The following is a 16,954-nucleotide window of genomic DNA, read 5'->3' on the forward strand; positions in this document are numbered from 1 at the left end:
GCCCGCAAAAAAAGGGGTTTCCCTGGATTGTGGGAAACAGCATTTTGCTGCACTGCACTTGAAAGATTGTCAGAACTGTCTAAACTGTAGGCATGACGCTTGACTGCACAAGAATTGTGCGCAAGATAGGTCATGGCAGGCGCGATGAGGCGCTGCCAACGCAGCGAGACCCCTGTGACCGGCTCGGCAGTATCAGGCTCTAAGCCATTGAAGATAGGTGATATTGATGTCGCCACCCCGGTCTTCCTGGCGCCGATGTCGGGGGTAACTGACTCGCCCGTCCGCCGGCTGGCCGCGGAGTTGGGGGCGGGTCTGGTGGTATCCGAAATGACGGCCAGCGACGAACTCGCCAATGGCCATCGGATGTCCCGGTTGCGCTGCGAAGCCACCGGGATCGGTCCGCACGTGGTCCAGCTCGCCGGTTGCGAGACGCACTGGATGGCAGAGGGCGCCCGGATTGCCGAAGCCGACGGCGCCGACATCATCGACATCAACATGGGCTGTCCGGCCCGTCACGTCACCGGCGGCCAGTCCGGTTCCGCCTTGATGCGCGACCTCGACCACGCCGTCAGCCTGATCGAAGCGACGATCGCGGCGGTGAAGGTACCGGTGACGCTGAAGATGCGGCTCGGCTGGGACGACCGCACCCGCAATGCGCCGGAACTGGCGCGTCGCGCGCAGGCGTCAGGCATCAAGCTCGTCACCGTGCACGGCCGCACCCGCTGCCAATTCTACAAGGGCGAGGCCGATTGGGACGCGATCCGCGCCGTACGCGAGGCCATCTCCATTCCGCTCGTCGTCAATGGCGACATCACCACTTTCGAGAAGGCGCTCGCGGCGTTAGAGGCCTCCGGCGCCGATGCCGTGATGATCGGCCGCGGTGCGCAGGGCCAGCCCTGGCTGCCCGGCCAGATCGGCCGACGCTTGAGGGGCGGGGGGGCGGAAGCCACGCCGTCGCTCGAGACGCAGCTGCATTACGTCCGCACGCTTTATGAAGGCGTCTGCGCGCTCTACGGCCTGCGCATCGGTCTGCGGCATGCGCGAAAACATCTGGGCTGGGCGCTCGACGTCGCGGCCGATGTGAGCCGCGCGCCGGCCGAGAAGCTGAAATCCTGGCGCCAGAAAATCCTCACCTCGGAGGATCCGCGCCTCGTCCACCGGTCACTGCAAGATGCCTTCGACGACTTCGCATGGAGCGCCGCTGCATGAGCTCAGCCGCTGAACATCGTCGGCCGTTTCCGTCCGACAGCGATGCCATCCTGGATGCACTGCCCAATCCCGTGCTCATGATCGGACCGGACGGCAAGATCGTCGCCGCCAACATCGCAACCGAAGCCTTCTTCGATATCTCGACGCAGTTTTTGAAGCGGCAGTCGCTGAAAGAGCTGGTGCCGTTCGGCAGCCCCTTGCTGGCGCTGATCGACCAGGTGCGTTCGTCGAACGCGCCGGTCAACGAATACAAGGTCGATCTGGGCACGCCACGCATGGGCGGAGACCGCCAGGTCGATCTGCATGTTGCCCCCGTCACGGAACGGCCCGGCCATATCGTGGTGATGCTCCAGGAGCGCTCCATCGCCGACAAGATGGACCGCCAGCTCACCCATCGCAGCGCCGCGCGCTCGGTGATCGCGCTCGCCGCGATGCTGGCGCATGAAATCAAGAACCCGCTCTCCGGCATCCGCGGCGCGGCGCAGCTCCTGGAGCAGCAGGCCTCCTCGGAAGACCGCATGCTGACGCGGCTGATCTGCGATGAGGCCGACCGCATCGTGACGCTGGTCGACCGCATGGAGGTGTTCGGCGACGAGCGCCCCGTGGTGCGCGGCCCCGTCAACATCCATTCGGTGCTCGATCACGTCAAACGGCTGGCGCAGTCCGGCTTTGCCCGCAACATCCGCTTCGTCGAGGATTACGATCCCTCGCTGCCGCCGGTGCTGGCGAACCAGGACCAGCTCATCCAGGTGTTCCTCAACCTGGTGAAGAATGCCGCCGAAGCGCTGATCGACGTTCCCGACGGCGAAATCCAGCTCACCACCGCGTTTCGCCCCGGCGTGCGCCTGTCAGTCCCCGGTCAAAAATCCCGTGTATCCCTGCCGCTCGAATTCTGCGTGAAGGACAACGGACCAGGCGTGCCGGACGATCTTCTGCCCAACCTGTTCGATCCCTTCGTCACCACCAAGCAGACCGGCTCGGGTCTGGGCCTCGCGCTGGTCGCAAAGATCATCGGGGATCACGGGGGCATCATCGAATGCGAATCTCAGCCGCGGAAGACCACCTTCCGCGTGCTGATGCCGATGTATTCCACATCGGTGAAACATGCCGATCAAAGCAGTCGCGACGGCTCTGCCGGGAAGTCGTCGTCTGCGTCACAGGGGGCAAAATGAGGATTAACGATGCCCGCAGGTAGCATTCTCGTTGCTGATGACGACACCGCCATCCGCACGGTTCTCAACCAGGCACTATCGCGCGCCGGCTACGAGGTGCGGCTGACCGGCAATGCCGCGACGCTGTGGCGATGGGTCAGCCAGGGGGAGGGCGATCTCGTCATCACCGACGTGGTGATGCCCGACGAGAACGCGTTCGACCTGTTGCCGCGGATCAAGAAGATGCGGCCGAATTTGCCGGTCATCGTCATGAGCGCGCAAAACACCTTCATGACGGCGATCCGGGCTTCCGAGCGCGGCGCCTATGAATATCTGCCGAAGCCCTTCGACCTGAAGGAGCTGATCGCCATCGTCGGCCGCGCGCTGGCCGAGCCGAAGGAGCGGGTCTCGACGCCGAACGAGGACGCCGAGATGGAGGCGATCCCGCTGGTCGGCCGCTCGCCGGCGATGCAGGAAATCTATCGTGTGCTGGCGCGCCTGATGCAGACCGACCTCACCGTGATGATCACGGGCGAGTCAGGTACCGGCAAGGAGCTGGTGGCGCGCGCGCTGCACGACTACGGCAAGCGCCGCAACGGCCCGTTCGTCGCGGTCAACATGGCGGCAATCCCGCGCGACCTGATCGAGTCCGAACTGTTCGGCCACGAGCGCGGCGCCTTCACCGGCGCCAATACCCGCGCCTCCGGCCGCTTCGAGCAGGCCGAGGGCGGCACGCTGTTCCTGGACGAGATCGGCGACATGCCGATGGAGGCGCAGACCCGCCTGCTGCGCGTGCTTCAGCAGGGCGAATACACCACGGTCGGCGGCCGCACCCCGATCAAGACCGACGTGCGCATCGTCGCGGCCTCCAACAAGGATCTGCGCGTCCTGATCCAGCAGGGCCTGTTCCGCGAAGATCTGTTCTTCCGCCTCAACGTCGTGCCGCTGCGGCTGCCGCCGTTGCGCGAACGCATCGAGGATCTGCCCGATCTCATCCGTCATTTCTTCGCGCTGGCCGAGAAGGACGGACTGCCGCCGAAGAAGCTCGACGCGCTGGCGCTGGAGCGGATGAAGCAGCACCGCTGGCCGGGCAACGTACGCGAGCTCGAGAACCTCGCCCGTCGCCTCGCGGCGCTTTATCCGCAGGACGTGATCACGGGCTCCGTCATCGACGGCGAGTTGGCGCCACCCACGGTCAGCCCGGGTGCCGCAGTCCAGCATGGTGTCGACAATCTCGGCGGCGCCGTGGAAGCGTATCTCTCCTCGCACTTCCAGGGATTCCCCAACGGCGTGCCGCCGCCGGGCCTCTATCACCGCATCTTGAAAGAGATCGAGGTGCCGCTACTCACGGCCGCGCTCGCGGCGACCCGCGGCAACCAGATCCGCGCGGCCGATCTGCTCGGCCTCAACCGCAACACGCTGCGGAAGAAGATCCGGGATCTCGATATCCAGGTGTATCGGAGCGGGGGCTAGCCTTCCCGTACCGGACGGTGGCTCAGCTCCCCCTACCAAGCGGAGCTGAGCCTGTCCGGATCGCGCTGGCCGTTGTGGCTGACGCGGTGAGCAGAAGTCCGGACCGGATTGAAATGTTCCGCAGGAACATTCAAATGATGATTTCAGCCGCGGGACGCGGCCTCACACCTATCTGACAAACCGGCCTGCTACCTGTATCCCGCTGGCGACGTTCGCATTGGGCTCCTGCACCCCGAGACCATTGACCAGCAGGTCCGCCGCCACGATCAGCAGCAGCACGGCCGACACCATCATTGCTAGAAAGAACCTGTGCATGCTGGTCAAGCCGTAAGGGCCGGAATGCGTTCCCCCCTCCGGCATGTCGCTGTGGATGCGCGGGTCGGTCGCGGCGAGGGCGCCGCGGAATTGTCGCAATTCGGCAACAATGTGGTACGAATACATCAGTATCCGCCCGCCGCGGACCCCGTTTTTCAGCACCCATTGCCGGAATGACCAGCGCAGACACCTCGGCCGCATCCTTTGACACGGCCCCAGCTGAAGAGCCCCGGCGTTGGTCGGCGCGACGCTGGCTGGCGCCGTTCGCCGTGGCGCTGGCCCTGCTGTCGGCCTGCCTGACATTCCTGGTCCTGACCGGCCTCACGTCAATCGAGCCGACCCCTGCGGTTGTCCGCTCGTTCTATCTGATCAATGCGGGCACGATCCTGCTGCTGGTCGGCATCATCATCCGCGAGCTCTGGCAGCTCATTCTGGCGCGACGCCGCGGCAGGGCGGCGGCGCGCCTCCATGTCCAGATCGTCAGCCTGTTCTCGATCGTGGCGGTGCTGCCGGCGGTGCTGGTCGCCGTGGTCGCCAACGTCACCATCGAGCGCGGCCTCGACCGCCTGTTCTCCGGCCCGACCAAGGAGGTGATCCAGAATTCGCTGACGATCGCGCGCGCCTACATGCAGGACCACGCGCAACTGATCCGGGGCGACATTCTCGGGATGGCCAACGACATCGCCCACGCCCGGCCGCTCTACGACCAGGATCGCCGCTCTTTTCGCGAATTGCTGACGTCCAGCGCCGCCTCGCGCAATTTGCCGGGCGCGATGATCATCGACAAGAACACCAACATTCTCGAATCCGCCGATACCGGCATGCGGCTGGCCTATTCGCCGCCGGCGCCGGACTTCCTCAGCAACGTCAACGAATCCGAGCCCGAGATCGCGGTGCTGCCCGATGCGAGCTTCGTCGCCGCGGTGGTCCGCTTGCGCGCCTTCAGCGACACCTTCCTCTACGTCGCGCGGCCGCTCGATCCGAATGTCGTCAACCAGCTCAAACAGACCGAGGTCAGCGTCGCCGAATACGCCCAGATCGAGTCGCGCCGGCTCGGCATCCAGGTCGCGTTCGCGCTGATGTTCGCGGTGATCGCGCTGACCATCCTGATGGCCTCGGTGCTGATCGGCCTCAACTTCGCCAATTCGCTGGTCTCGCCGATCCGGCGGCTGATGAACGCGGCCCAGACGGTCTCGACGGGCGACCTCCATGTGAAAGTGCCGGTGCACCAGTCGGAAGGCGACCTCGCCCAGCTGGGTGAGACCTTCAACAAGATGACGGAGGAGTTGCGCAGCCAGCGCGACGAGCTTGTCAACGCCAGCGACCTCATCGACAGCCGCCGCCGCTTCATCGAGGCGGTGCTGTCGTCCGCGAGCGCCGGCATCATCGGCGTGGATAATTCAGGCAGCGTCGGCATTCTCAACCGTTCCGCCGAAAAGCTGATCGGGCACTCCGAAGCCGAGACGCTCGGCCATCCGCTCTCCGACGTGCTGCCCGAGCTCGAGGAGATGATGAAGACGGCGCGGGAAGGGACCCAGCGCCTGGTGCAGGGGCAGATCACGATCACGCGGGACGGGCAGGAACGCAATCTGTCGGTCCGCGTCAGCGCCGAGAAGACCAGCCAGCCGCACGACAGCTACATCATCACGCTCGACGACATCACCGAACTGGTCTCGGCGCAGCGCACCTCGGCTTGGGGCGACGTCGCGCGCCGCATCGCGCATGAGATCAAGAACCCGCTGACCCCGATCCAGCTCTCCGCCGAGCGCATTCGCCGCAAATTCGGCAAGGACATCACCGAGGGCAAGGACAAGCAGATCTTCGAACAGTGCACCGACACCATCGTGCGTCAGGTCGACGATATCCGCCGCATGGTCGACGAGTTCTCGCGCTTTGCGCGGATGCCGAAGCCGGTGATGGAGGGTGAGGACGTCGCCGACGCAGTGCGGCAGGCGGTGTTCCTGATGAAGGTCGCCCACCCCGAGATCGATATCGAGGCCGAGTTCAAGGAAGACCCGCTGCGCGCCCAGTTCGACCGGCGGCTGATCTCGCAGGCCGTCACCAACATCGTCAAGAACGCCACCGAGGCGATCGAGCAGGTTCCCCTGGAGGAGCTCGGCAAGGGCCGGATCGACGTCGTGGTCTCGCACGAGGGCGAGGACGTGCTGATCGACGTCGTCGACAACGGCATCGGCCTGCCCAAGGTTCGCTCGCGCCTGCTCGAGCCCTATGTGACGACACGCGCCAAGGGCACCGGCCTTGGGCTCGCGATCGTCGGTCGCGTGCTGGAAGACCATGGCGGGCGCATCGAGCTGAAGGATGCCTCGGACTTCCGCGAGGGCCAGCGTGGCGCCTGGATGCGGATGCGTTTTGCGATCTCCGGCGCTCCCGCGAAGAGCGAGGGGGCCGAACCGGCGGGCGGGGCAACGACCAAGCCGGAAATCGGCGAAACGGCCACGCAATCCGTCAAGGATCCGGAAACAAAGCAAGCGGCCGTCGAAACCAAAGAGCCGGCTGAAAAGACCAATGATTCAACGAAGATCGAAGCCTCAACAGGCAGCTGAGAAAACAGGCGACCCATGGCAAGTGAAATTCTGATTGTCGATGATGAGGCCGATATTCGGGATCTCGTTGCGGGCATCCTCGAAGACGAGGGCTTCGTGACCCGGACCGCGCGCGACAGCGATACGGCGCTCGCCGAGATCGCCAACCGCAGGCCGCATCTGGTGTTCCTCGACATCTGGCTGCAGGGCTCCAAGCTCGACGGCTTGCAGCTCCTGGAGCAGGTCAAGAAGGACAACCCCGATCTCCCGGTCGTGATGATCTCAGGCCACGGCAACATCGAGACCGCGGTCGCCGCGATCAAGCGTGGGGCCTACGACTTCATCGAGAAGCCGTTCAAGACCGACCGGCTGATCCTGGTCGCCAACCGTGCACTGGAGAACTCGCGGCTCAAGCGCGAGGTCAAGGAGCTGAAGCAGCTCGCGCCGAGCGCAAGCTCGCTGGTCGGCCGCTCGCCCAGCATGAACCAGCTGCGCCAGACCATCGAGCGTGCGGCCAAGGCCAACAGCCGCATCCTGATCGTCGGTCCCGCTGGCGCCGGCAAGGAACTGACCGCCCGCACGTTGCACACGGCCTCGGGCCGCGCCGACGGCCCCTTCGTCGTCATCAACGCCGCTGCGATCACGCCCGAGCGGATGGAGCACGAGTTGTTCGGCATCGAGCAGTCCAACGGCGAGCACGCGCGCAAGCCCGGCGCGCTCGAAGAGGCCCATGGCGGCACGCTGTTCATCGACGAAATCGCGGACATGCCGCGCGAGACCCAGAACAAGATCTTGCGCGTGCTGGTCGAGCAGTCGTTCCAGCGCGTCGGCGGCAACGGCAAGGTCCAGGTCGACGTCCGCATCATCTCCTCCACCGCGCGCAATCTGGAAGAGGAGATCGCGGCCGGCCATTTCCGCGAGGATCTCTATCATCGGCTCTCGGTGGTGCCGATCCGCGTGCCCGCATTGTCGGAGCGGCGTGAGGACATTCCGGAATTGATCGACTATTTCATGGAGCAGATCTCCGCGGGCAGCGGCCTGCCCAAGCGGCAGATCGGCCAGGACGCGATGGCGGTGCTGCAGTCGCATGTCTGGCCGGGCAATGTGCGCCAGCTCCGCAACAACGTTGAGAGAGTCATGATTCTGGCCGCGGGCGGGCCTGAGGTCATCATCACTGCCGACATGCTGCCGCAGGATGTCGGCTCCATGGTGCCGGCGATGCCGACCAGCAACAATGGCGAGCACATCATGGGCCTGCCGCTGCGCGAAGCGCGCGAAGTGTTCGAGCGCGACTATTTGATTGCACAGATCAGCCGTTTCTCAGGAAATATTTCTCGCACGGCCGAGTTTGTTGGCATGGAACGCTCGGCACTGCACCGGAAGTTGAAGGCGCTCGGCGTCGGCTAACGCTGCGACGTCGTTGGAATAGGCGAGGAAAATCATCGATTTCCGTAGTTTTTCGGGGCAATACGGCGTGGGCTGCCGCGTGAAGCGGCTTGCCTAATAAGCCTACCTGTCCTCTAATCGAACCGCTGTCCCTCCGAGGGGGATCTCATGAGGGACGGCACCGGACGAGGACCCCGGATTTTCAAAAGAGGGCCGCAACCGGCGCAATAAAAAGAAACTCAAAGCGAGAAAAAAACAATGGCGGCAGACCGCGCACAAAACCTGCAGGACACCTTCCTTAATCACGTTCGCAAAACCAAAACGCCACTGACGATCTTTCTGGTCAACGGAGTGAAGCTCCAGGGCATCGTGACCTGGTTCGACAATTTCTGTTTGCTGCTTCGGCGCGACGGTCACTCGCAGCTCGTCTACAAGCATGCGATCTCGACCATCATGCCGGGCGCTCCGATCCAGTTGTTCGAAGGCGGCGAGGACCAGCCGGCTTGAGAGTGATCTGATTGGAACCCCGGAATTTCGACGGGGATGCCGACCGTCCGCGGTCGGCAGGGGGTACGCAGACGGGGCGGGTGCTTGTCATCGGTCCCTATTTGCGGGTGCGCGCAGGCAATGCCGACGCGCAATCGGAAGCTCATGTCCTGCGTGACGCGGAAGCCCGGCTCGACGAAGCTGCCGGCCTCGCGCGCGCGATCGATCTCGTCGTTGCCGATGCCATCGTCGCGCCGATCAACCAGATCCGCCCTGCGACTTATATCGGCAAGGGCAAGGTCGAGGAGATCGCTGCGCTCGCCAAGAGCCTCGACGTCGAGCTCGTGGTGATGGATTGCGCGCTTGCGCCGATCCAGCAGCGCAATCTCGAGAAGGAGCTGCAGGCAAAGGTGCTCGACCGTACCGGGCTCATTTTGGAAATCTTCGGCCGCCGCGCCAAGACCAAGGAAGGCTCGCTCCAGGTCGAACTCGCGCATCTCAACTATCAACGTTCGCGCCTGGTGCGCTCATGGACCCATCTCGAACGCCAGCGCGGCGGCTTTGGATTCATGGGCGGTCCCGGCGAGACCCAGATCGAAGCCGACCGCCGCCTGATCCAGGAGCGCATCTCCAAGCTCGAGGGCGAGCTGAAGAAGGTGCAGGCCACACGCCGCCTGCATCGCGCAGGCCGCCAGCGCGTGCCGTACCGCGTCGTGGCGCTGGTCGGCTACACCAATGCAGGCAAATCGACGCTGTTCAACCGCCTGACCCGCGCCGACGTGCAGGCCGCCGACATGCTGTTCGCCACGCTGGATCCGACCCTGCGCGCGCTCACCTTGCCGCATGGCGGCAAGGCGATGCTGTCGGACACCGTCGGTTTCATCTCCAATTTGCCGACACAGCTCGTCGCCGCCTTCCGCGCCACGCTGGAGGAGGTGCTGGAAGCCGACGTCATCCTGCATGTGCGCGACATCTCGCACGACGACGCCGAGGCGCAGCAGAGCGACGTCGACGCCGTGCTGCGCCAACTCGGCATCAATCCCGATGACTCAGGCCGCATCATCGAGGTCTGGAACAAGATCGACCGTTATGGTCCCGAACAGCGCGAAGAGCTTTTGAACATCGCGGCGCGCAGGCCGCAGGATCATCCGGCGATGCTGGTGTCGGCCGTGTCGGGCGAGGGGGTCGACGCACTGCTCGCCGCGATCGAGGAGCGCTTGGCTGCCAAGCGCATCACGCTCGACCTCTCGATCGATGCCTCCGACGGCGCCGGCATCAGCTGGCTGCATCGGAATTCCGAAGTGCTGGCGAAAGAGCTGCACGACGGCCGCTTCAACATGACGGTCCGGGTGGACGAGACCAAGCGGGACATCGTGGTGAACCGGTTTGACGCCGTGCCGCGACTGTCGGCATAACAGGTGTCGTCCCGGCGAAGGCCGGGACCCATACCGCGTGATCCATCGAGGCAGGGCGGTCTTCATACCGACGAACATTTTCACTCCAAGCCTTCGCCCAACTCCTCCCTGTGGTTATGGGTCCCGGCCTTCGCCGGGACGACGACGGAGTTAGCCGCTCGCCTGGTTACTTCTCTCGGCCGGCGCGGCGCTTTTCTCCTCGCTCTTCGCCGCGTTCCACAACGCGTCCATCTCGGCGAGCGACGCCTGCTCCAGCGTGCGGCCCTGCGCCTCCAGCGCCCGCTCGATGAACCCAAACCGGCGCTCGAACTTCAAGTTGGTCGCGCGAAGCGCGGCTTCCGGATCGGCATCGACATGGCGGGCGAGATTGACCAGCGCGAACATCAGGTCGCCGGTCTCTTCCGCTAGGCCCTCGCTGTCGTCGCGGTCGAGCGCGGCCTCGATCTCGTCGGCTTCCTCGCGGATTTTTGCCAGCACCGCGCGCGGATCGTTCCAGTCAAAGCCGACAGTGGAGGCCTTGCGCTGCAGCTCCATGGCGCGCGTCAGCGCGGGCTGGCCGGGCTTCACGCCTGACAGCAGCGACTTGTGGGACGGCACTTCCTGCGGCGGCCGGCGCGCGGCGCGCTCGGCTTTCTCCTCCGCCTTGATGCGGTCCCAGACTTCCTTGACGTGGGAGGAGGCGAGGTTGCCCTCCTTGTCGGCGAAAACGTGAGGATGGCGCCGGATCATTTTTCGCGTGATGGCCTCGACGACATCGCCAAAAGCGAACGCGTTCTGCTCCGATGCCATGTGGGCGTGGAACACGACCTGCAGCAGGAGGTCGCCGAGCTCCTCGCAGAGATCGTCGAGGTCGCCGCGGCTGATGGCCTCGACCACCTCATAAGCTTCCTCGATCGTATAGGGCGCGATGGTCGCAAAATTCTGCTCGAGGTCCCAGGGGCAGCCTGTCACCGGTGTGCGCAGCGCCGCCATGATCTCGATCAGGCGGGAAATGTCGCGGGAAGGGGTCATTGCGGGGCAGTCTCCTGGCTCCCAAGCCTTATGCCAAAAGCGAGCTCCCGTTCCCAGCGCAGCGCGGCGGAACAGGGTGATTTCCACCGGTTGGCGGGCCGGATTGGCGAGCAGCGTGCGCAATGCTAAAGCGCGGGCCATGAGCGACGTATTTTCATCCGAAACCGCATTGGTGCTGTTCTCCGGCGGCCAGGATTCCACCACCTGCCTTGCCTGGGCGCTGAACCGGTTTGCGCGCGTGGAGACGCTGGGGTTCGATTACGGCCAGCGCCACGCCATCGAGCTTGCCTGCCGTGACCGACTGTTCGACGGCATCAAGGATCTGCGCGCGGATTGGGCTTCCAGGCTTGGCGAGAGCCACACGCTGTCGATCCCAACGCTCGCGGCCGTATCCGAGACGGCGCTGACGCGCGACGTCGCGATCGCGATGGGCGCCGACGGCCTGCCGAACACGTTCGTGCCCGGCCGCAATCTGGTGTTCTTGACATTCGCCGCGGCACTGGCCTACCGGCGCGGCATCAGTCACATCGTCGGCGGCATGTGCGAGACCGACTATTCCGGTTATCCCGATTGCCGCGACGACACCATTCGCGCGATGCAGGCCGCGCTGTCGCTCGGCATGGCCCGCAAGTTCGAGTTGCACACACCGCTGATGTGGATCGACAAGGCCGCGACGTGGAAGCTCGCCCATGAGCTCGGCGGCGACGGGCTGGTCGATCTCATCCGCGAGCAGTCGCACACCTGCTATCTCGGCGAACGTGGCGCGCAGCATGATTGGGGATACGGCTGCGGCGAGTGCCCTGCGTGCAGCCTGCGGGCAAAGGGGTGGCGGGAGTACGTGGCGGGCCGGTGAGGTGCCTCACTCCGCCGTCATTGAGAGGAGCTCTTGCGACGAAGCAATCCAGACTGCCTCTGCTGAGGGATTCTGGATTCGCTACGTTCGCAATGATGGGTGTGCGCGATCTTACCGAAAATCCTCCGCCTTCAGCTCGATCGGCTTGCCGTGCGGGGTGCGATCTGCCGCGTGATCCCAGGCGTCGCGGTAGCGATGCAGCGTCTCCGCAGACGCAACGCCCTTGCGCGCGACGAGACCTTCCAGCGTGGCGAGCCAATGGAGATAGTAGGTCTCGCCAGTATCGGGATCGCCGGCCGCCTGCGCGCGCTTGATCTCGGAGGCCAGGGCTGCCGCCCATTCGGGCCAGGTGAACACGCCGCGCTCGTGCAGCGTCAGCGCCATCGCGAAGGCGTGCGCTTCCCAGGGCGCGCGGAACACGGGGCCGTCATCGTCGCGCGGAATGCTCGGGATGGCTGCCGTCGCGGCAGCAGCAGCCGTGCTGCTCATCACGCCGGGTCCAGATACGGCTCGAACGCATCGATCGAGACTTTCGAGGTCGGATCGCCGTCCGCGCCCCAGAGATCGCGGCCCTCGAATACCACCGTGTAGAGCCATTGCGGATTCTCGCCGAGCTCCATCGCCGCCGAGTCCGGAAATACGTGGCAGCCATGGTTGAGCTCGACGACGCCGACATGGCCGCGCACGTAGCGCGGCAGCCGCGTGTGGGTCGCCGGATGAATGTTCTTCGCGCGGACCTTGTCACCGATCTTGTATTTCGCCAGTGCCGGGGCAGGGCGGGCGAACTTGCCGCGCACCATGATGCGCTCGACCTGGCCGAGATCGAACTTGCCGTGCTTGAGCGCCTTGGACGGCTGCATCGCATGGCCGGCGGCGACTTCCTCCCGGGTGAGATAGCCTTTCTCGATCAGCATCTCCTCGAGCCCGAGAAACCATTTCTTGTAATAGGAGCTCGACAGGTACACGTGCGGCGGAATCGTCTCGCGATAGAAGCGCGAGGTATCGATGTTGAAGGCGCCGGCTGCGCCCATCGCACGCACCATGGCGAGAACACGCGACTCCCATTCCTCGTGGAACACCGGCTCGTTGGGCTCGGGCTCGACCTTGCCGAAGCCGTCCATGCCGCCCATGTCGTGCACGCCGTTCATGACGGCGCTCCGGGCGCTTTGGGAAAGCCGGTGCCGATCATGGAATCGCGCGTGACCAGCTCGGCGAGCTGCTCCTCGCTCCAGCCATCGGTCCCCGCGGGGCGCATCGGCAGCACAAGAAAGCGCGTTTCGGCGGTCGAATCCCATACCCGGATTTCAACGTCCTTTGCGACCTCCACACCGAAATCGGCGAGCACGCCGCGCGGGTCCTTGACCGCGCGGGAGCGATAGGGCGCGGCCTTGTACCAGACCGGCGGCAGCCCCAGCATTTCCCAGGGATAGCAGGAGCACAGCGTGCACACGACCATGTTGTGACGCTGCGGCGTGTTCTCGATCACCACGAGGTGGTCGCCGACGCGGCTGACATGGCCGAGCGTGCCGATCGCCTTCGAGCCGTCCTCCACCAGTGCCTTCTTGAACGCGGGATCGCTCCAGGCCTTGGCGACGACGCGCGCGCCGTTATGGGGGCCGATCCGGGTCTCATAGGCCTGGATGATGGCGTCGAGCGCGGCCGGCTCGACATAGCCTTTTTCGGTCAGGATCGTCTCAAGCGCGCGCACGCGCAGCTCGGTCTCCGACAGCTCGGAATGGTCGTGATCGTGGTGATGATGATGCTCGCTCATGAGGCGAAGATAGTCCCAGAATCCGGGCGTTGTCGAGGCGAAGACTCTGCTAACGTCGCACCATGGGCTGGGCTGTACGAACCGGAATAACCGCCGCAATCGCGGCTCTGGGCGCATTCGCGGGGCAGGATGCGCGCGCCGCGAATGGCGCCTATGCGGTCGATGCCGCCGACATTTCCGAGGTCGGCTCCTGCAAGGTGGAAAGCTGGCTGTCGACCGCGACCAACGCGGATTTTTCGGCGGTCGCCAATCCCTCCTGTGTCGTCGATCCCTTCAGGCCGATCGAGCTGAGCCTGCAGACCATCCGGGCCCGGAGCGATGGCGACTTGAGCACGACGGTCGCTCCAAAGGCCAAGACGAATTTCATCCCGACCGGAATAGGCCGGTGGGGATTGTCGGCATATGGCGGCGGATCGTTCGATGCGGCGACCGGCGAGGCGCTGACCGCCTTCGCCGTCATCCCCGTGACCTTCCGCCTGTCGGAGACCATGCGCATCAACGTCAATGGCGGCTGGCTCTGGGATCGCACGGTGGATCGCCATTACCTGACCTACGGCATCGGCTTCGATTGGAAATTCACCGACACCCTGCAATGGACGATCGAGGCGTACGGGCAGGCGGGCGCCGCCGAAATCGCAAGCGTCGTGCAGCCGCGTTTCCAGACCGGCGTCCGCTACCGGCCGAACGAGATCTTTTCCGTCGACGTGATCTACGGCCACAACATCACCGGCGAAAATGCCAACTGGATCACCATCGGGACCACGATCCGGTTTCCGGTCCATGGAAGCGAACCCGAACATCGGCGTACCGGGCATCTGTGAGCACCAGGAAGACCAAGACCAGGGGAGATTGCGTTGCCTGACTATGTGAAGATCGAGAAGGGCCTCGGCCCGGAGGGACGGATCGCGGTGGTGCGGTTCGACCGCGGCGACGGCATCAACGCGTTGTCGCCGGAGGCGCTGCGCCAGCTCACCGCGGCCGCGCGCAGTTTTGAGGATGATTCCGCAACCTCTGTCGTGGTGCTGACAGGCAGCGCGGCTGCGTTCAGCGCCGGCTTCGATCTCAAGGATGCCGAAGGGCGCTCGCGCAAGGACATGGATCTCGGCACGCTGCGGCGGCATCTCAAGCTCGGACCGCGCCTGACCCACGCCTGGCAGGAGATGGAGCAGATCACGATCGCCGCCATCGAGGGCTTTTGCGTCGGCGGCGGCGTCGCGCTGGCCGTCGCGCTCGACTTCCGCGTCATGGGACGCGATGCCCATCTGCGCGTGCCCGAGATCGGGCTCGGCATGAACATGAGCTGGCAGAGCATTCCGCGCATGCTGCATCTGATCGGCCCGGCTCGGACCAAGCAGGCGGTGATCCTGGCCGATCAGCGCATCAGCGCGGATGAGGCCTATGAGTGGGGCCTGGTCGAGCAGGTGGTCGATCCCGGCCATGCGTTCGATGCCGCGATGGAGCTTGCGCGCAAGGTGGCAGCGCAGCCGCCGCTCTCCGTTGCCATGACGAAACTCACTGTCAACCGGCTGGCGCATGCGCTGGATAATCTCGCCAGCCACATGGACGTCGACCAGTTCGCCCTGGCAAGCCTTAGCGAGGACCACAAGGAGGGCGTCGAGGCGTTCCTGACGCGACGCAAACCGAAGTTCAGAGGGCGGTAGAAGCAGGCTCGGGCCATTGATTGCGCCGCGGACTATCCGTATACGCGGCGCTGGGACAAAATAGGCCCGATCAACGGGCCGTCAGACGACAACGACGATCGAGGGGGAGGGCCCATGGCCACTAGCTCGCAGGCGCCTGAGGCGAAAGGGTTTCGCTGGAAGCTGATCGCGCCGCTCGCGGTGTGGCTGGTGATCTATCTGTGGCCGGTGCCGGCAGGGCTCAACGTCAATCAGTGGCACTATTTTGCCGTCTTCGCGGCCGTCATCACCGGGCTCATCCTGGAATCGATGCCGGTCGGCGCGGTCGGCCTGATCGGGCTGACGGTTGCCGGCGTCGGCGGTTATATCGATCCCGATCCGACCAAGTCGCTGCGCTGGATGCTGGCGGGCTTTGCCGAGAGCACGGTGTGGCTGATCGTCGGCGCCTTCGTGTTCTCGATCGGGTATCGCAAGAGCCACCTGGGCCGGCGTATTGCGCTCGTGCTGGTGCAAAAGCTCGGCACCAACACGCTCGGTCTCGGCTATGCGGTGGCGATGTCGGACTTTTTGCTGGCGCCGGCGACACCGTCCAACACCGCGCGCAGCGGCGGCATCGTCTATCCCATCATCAGCAACATCCCGCGCATCTACGGCTCCGAGCCGGGACCGACCGCCGGCAAGATCGGCACCTACGTGATGTGGACCGCGTTCGCGTCGACCGCCGTCACCAGCTCATTGTTTTTCACCGCGCTCGCGCCCAATGCAGCGGCGCTGGCCATCGCAAAGAAGACCGTCGGAATCGAGGTCAGCTGGGCGCAGTGGTTCATCGGCTTTGCGCCGCTCGGCCTCCTCCTGATGGTGCTGGTCCCACTGCTCAGCTACGCGGTCTGCCGCCCCGAGGTGAAGAGCAGCCCGGAAATTTCCGAATGGGCATCGAAGGAGCTCGCGGAGATGGGCCCGATGTCGCGTAACGAGTGGATCATGCTGGCGCTGATCCTGCTCGCGATGTTCCTGTGGATCGCGGGCTCGAGCCCGGACATCCGCGTGCCGCTGCTGGGCTCGAATTTCGTCAACGCCACCACCGTCGTGTTCATCGTGATCTCGCTGATGCTGGTGACGGGCGTGATCGAGTTTGCCGACATCGTCGCCGAGAAGGGCGCCTGGGAGGTGTTCTTCTATTTCACCTCGCTGCTGACGCTGGCTTCGGGCCTCAACGAGATCGGCTTCATCAAATGGTTCGCGACCGAATATGCAAAGCCGCTCGCCGGGCTGTCGCCGTCGACCGCAATGCTCCTGCTGGTCGCACTGTTCTTCTGGATCCACTATTTCTTCTCGAGCATCACCTCGCATGCCGCCGCCGTGCTGCCCGTGGTGCTCGCGGTCGGATCCGGCATCCCCGACCTGCCGGTTACGACGCTCGCCATGCTCTGCATGTATTCGCTCGGCCTGATGGGCGTGATCTCGCCTTACGCGACCGGGCCGGCGCCGATGTATTTCGGCAGTGGCTATATCGGCAAGGGTCAGTTCTGGGGCTTTGGGCTGATTTTCGGGGTGCTCTATTTCGCGGGGCTCCTGCTGATCGTATGGCCCTGGTTGCGGGTCACCTGAGCCGGGGCGAGGGCTAAGACGGCGACAGATGAATTTTCTTCAGTGGGGAGAAATTTGGAAAACTTCGTCCAACTCCCCGCAAATATCTGACAT

The 16,954-nt window shown here is 64.6% G+C and carries 16 protein-coding genes; 11 read left to right on the forward strand and 5 right to left on the reverse strand.

Annotated features, from left to right (window positions below):
- Positions 1–207: 207 nt before the first annotated feature.
- The 3 genes from dusB to ntrC are packed head-to-tail and all read left to right on the forward strand — an operon-like array spanning position 208 to position 3,833.
- Complete coding sequence (gene dusB / locus N551_RS0110310) at positions 208–1,209, forward strand: tRNA dihydrouridine synthase DusB (protein ID WP_197031125.1); 1,002 nt, start codon at positions 208–210, stop codon at positions 1,207–1,209.
- A complete protein-coding gene (locus tag N551_RS0110315) occupies positions 1,206–2,381 on the forward strand; it encodes a nitrogen regulation protein NR(II) (protein ID WP_027566920.1) in 1,176 nt (391 codons plus the stop codon). Before dusB ends, N551_RS0110315 begins: the two co-directional genes overlap by 4 nt.
- A 9-nt stretch (positions 2,382–2,390) precedes the next feature.
- On the forward strand, positions 2,391–3,833 hold the full coding sequence (gene ntrC / locus N551_RS0110320; protein WP_027566921.1) for a nitrogen regulation protein NR(I): 1,443 nt from the start codon (positions 2,391–2,393) through the stop codon (positions 3,831–3,833).
- A gap of 168 nt (positions 3,834–4,001) precedes the next feature.
- On the opposite strand, the gene N551_RS35305 is transcribed toward ntrC, so the two are convergent.
- Positions 4,002–4,274, reverse strand: coding sequence for a hypothetical protein (locus N551_RS35305; protein ID WP_035961241.1), 273 nt, complete (start codon positions 4,272–4,274; stop codon positions 4,002–4,004).
- Between the two features lie 47 nt (positions 4,275–4,321).
- Between N551_RS35305 and N551_RS0110330 the strand changes: the two genes are divergently transcribed.
- The 4 genes from N551_RS0110330 to hflX all read left to right on the forward strand — a co-directional run bounded on the left by N551_RS0110330 (position 4,322) and on the right by hflX (position 9,978).
- Positions 4,322–6,712 (forward strand): PAS domain-containing sensor histidine kinase, encoded by a 2,391-nt coding sequence (locus tag N551_RS0110330; protein ID WP_027566922.1) that lies wholly within the window; start codon positions 4,322–4,324, stop codon positions 6,710–6,712.
- Between the two features lie 15 nt (positions 6,713–6,727).
- The gene (locus N551_RS0110335; RefSeq protein ID WP_007591127.1) at positions 6,728–8,098 is read left to right on the forward strand and encodes a sigma-54 dependent transcriptional regulator; all 1,371 of its coding nucleotides are present in this window, start codon (positions 6,728–6,730) and stop codon (positions 8,096–8,098) included.
- A gap of 237 nt (positions 8,099–8,335) precedes the next feature.
- On the forward strand, positions 8,336–8,584 hold the full coding sequence (gene hfq / locus N551_RS0110340; RefSeq protein ID WP_007591126.1) for an RNA chaperone Hfq: 249 nt from the start codon (positions 8,336–8,338) through the stop codon (positions 8,582–8,584).
- Between the two features lie 11 nt (positions 8,585–8,595).
- Positions 8,596–9,978: a GTPase HflX gene (gene hflX / locus N551_RS0110345; protein ID WP_027566923.1), complete on the forward strand. Its 1,383-nt coding sequence runs from the start codon at positions 8,596–8,598 to the stop codon at positions 9,976–9,978.
- Between the two features lie 150 nt (positions 9,979–10,128).
- On the opposite strand, the gene mazG is transcribed toward hflX, so the two are convergent.
- Positions 10,129–10,989 carry a nucleoside triphosphate pyrophosphohydrolase gene (gene mazG / locus N551_RS0110350; RefSeq protein ID WP_027566924.1) on the reverse strand — a complete coding sequence of 287 codons (861 nt, stop codon included), beginning with the start codon at positions 10,987–10,989 and terminating at the stop codon, positions 10,129–10,131.
- 139 nt (positions 10,990–11,128) lie between these two features.
- Between mazG and queC the strand changes: the two genes are divergently transcribed.
- Positions 11,129–11,842, forward strand: coding sequence for a 7-cyano-7-deazaguanine synthase QueC (queC, locus tag N551_RS0110355; RefSeq protein WP_027566925.1), 714 nt, complete (start codon positions 11,129–11,131; stop codon positions 11,840–11,842).
- Positions 11,843–11,953: 111 nt separating this feature from the next.
- Here queC and N551_RS0110360 read toward each other — a convergent pair whose 3' ends face one another.
- The 3 genes from N551_RS0110360 to nthA are packed head-to-tail and all read right to left on the reverse strand — an operon-like array spanning position 11,954 to position 13,613.
- Positions 11,954–12,331 carry a nitrile hydratase accessory protein gene (locus N551_RS0110360; RefSeq protein WP_027566926.1) on the reverse strand — a complete coding sequence of 126 codons (378 nt, stop codon included), beginning with the start codon at positions 12,329–12,331 and terminating at the stop codon, positions 11,954–11,956.
- On the reverse strand, positions 12,331–12,990 hold the full coding sequence (gene nthB, locus N551_RS0110365) for a nitrile hydratase subunit beta (RefSeq protein WP_027566927.1): 660 nt from the start codon (positions 12,988–12,990) through the stop codon (positions 12,331–12,333). The genes N551_RS0110360 and nthB overlap by 1 nt, the downstream gene beginning before the upstream one ends.
- Positions 12,987–13,613, reverse strand: a complete 627-nt coding sequence (nthA, locus tag N551_RS0110370; protein ID WP_027566928.1) for a nitrile hydratase subunit alpha — start codon at positions 13,611–13,613, stop codon at positions 12,987–12,989. The genes nthB and nthA overlap by 4 nt, the downstream gene beginning before the upstream one ends.
- A gap of 62 nt (positions 13,614–13,675) precedes the next feature.
- Here nthA and N551_RS0110375 point away from each other — a divergent pair, with 62 nt between their 5' ends.
- From N551_RS0110375 to N551_RS0110385, 3 genes are all read left to right on the forward strand, one after another.
- Positions 13,676–14,434: a hypothetical protein gene (locus N551_RS0110375; protein ID WP_027566929.1), complete on the forward strand. Its 759-nt coding sequence runs from the start codon at positions 13,676–13,678 to the stop codon at positions 14,432–14,434.
- Between the two features lie 33 nt (positions 14,435–14,467).
- The gene (locus N551_RS0110380) at positions 14,468–15,274 is read left to right on the forward strand and encodes an enoyl-CoA hydratase/isomerase family protein (RefSeq protein ID WP_027566930.1); all 807 of its coding nucleotides are present in this window, start codon (positions 14,468–14,470) and stop codon (positions 15,272–15,274) included.
- 114 nt (positions 15,275–15,388) lie between these two features.
- A complete protein-coding gene (locus N551_RS0110385; RefSeq protein WP_027566931.1) occupies positions 15,389–16,861 on the forward strand; it encodes a DASS family sodium-coupled anion symporter in 1,473 nt (490 codons plus the stop codon).
- The last annotated feature ends 93 nt before the right edge of the window (positions 16,862–16,954 follow it).

The sequence above is a fragment of the Bradyrhizobium sp. URHA0013 genome, from assembly GCF_000518345.1.
GTDB lineage: Bacteria > Pseudomonadota > Alphaproteobacteria > Rhizobiales > Xanthobacteraceae > Bradyrhizobium.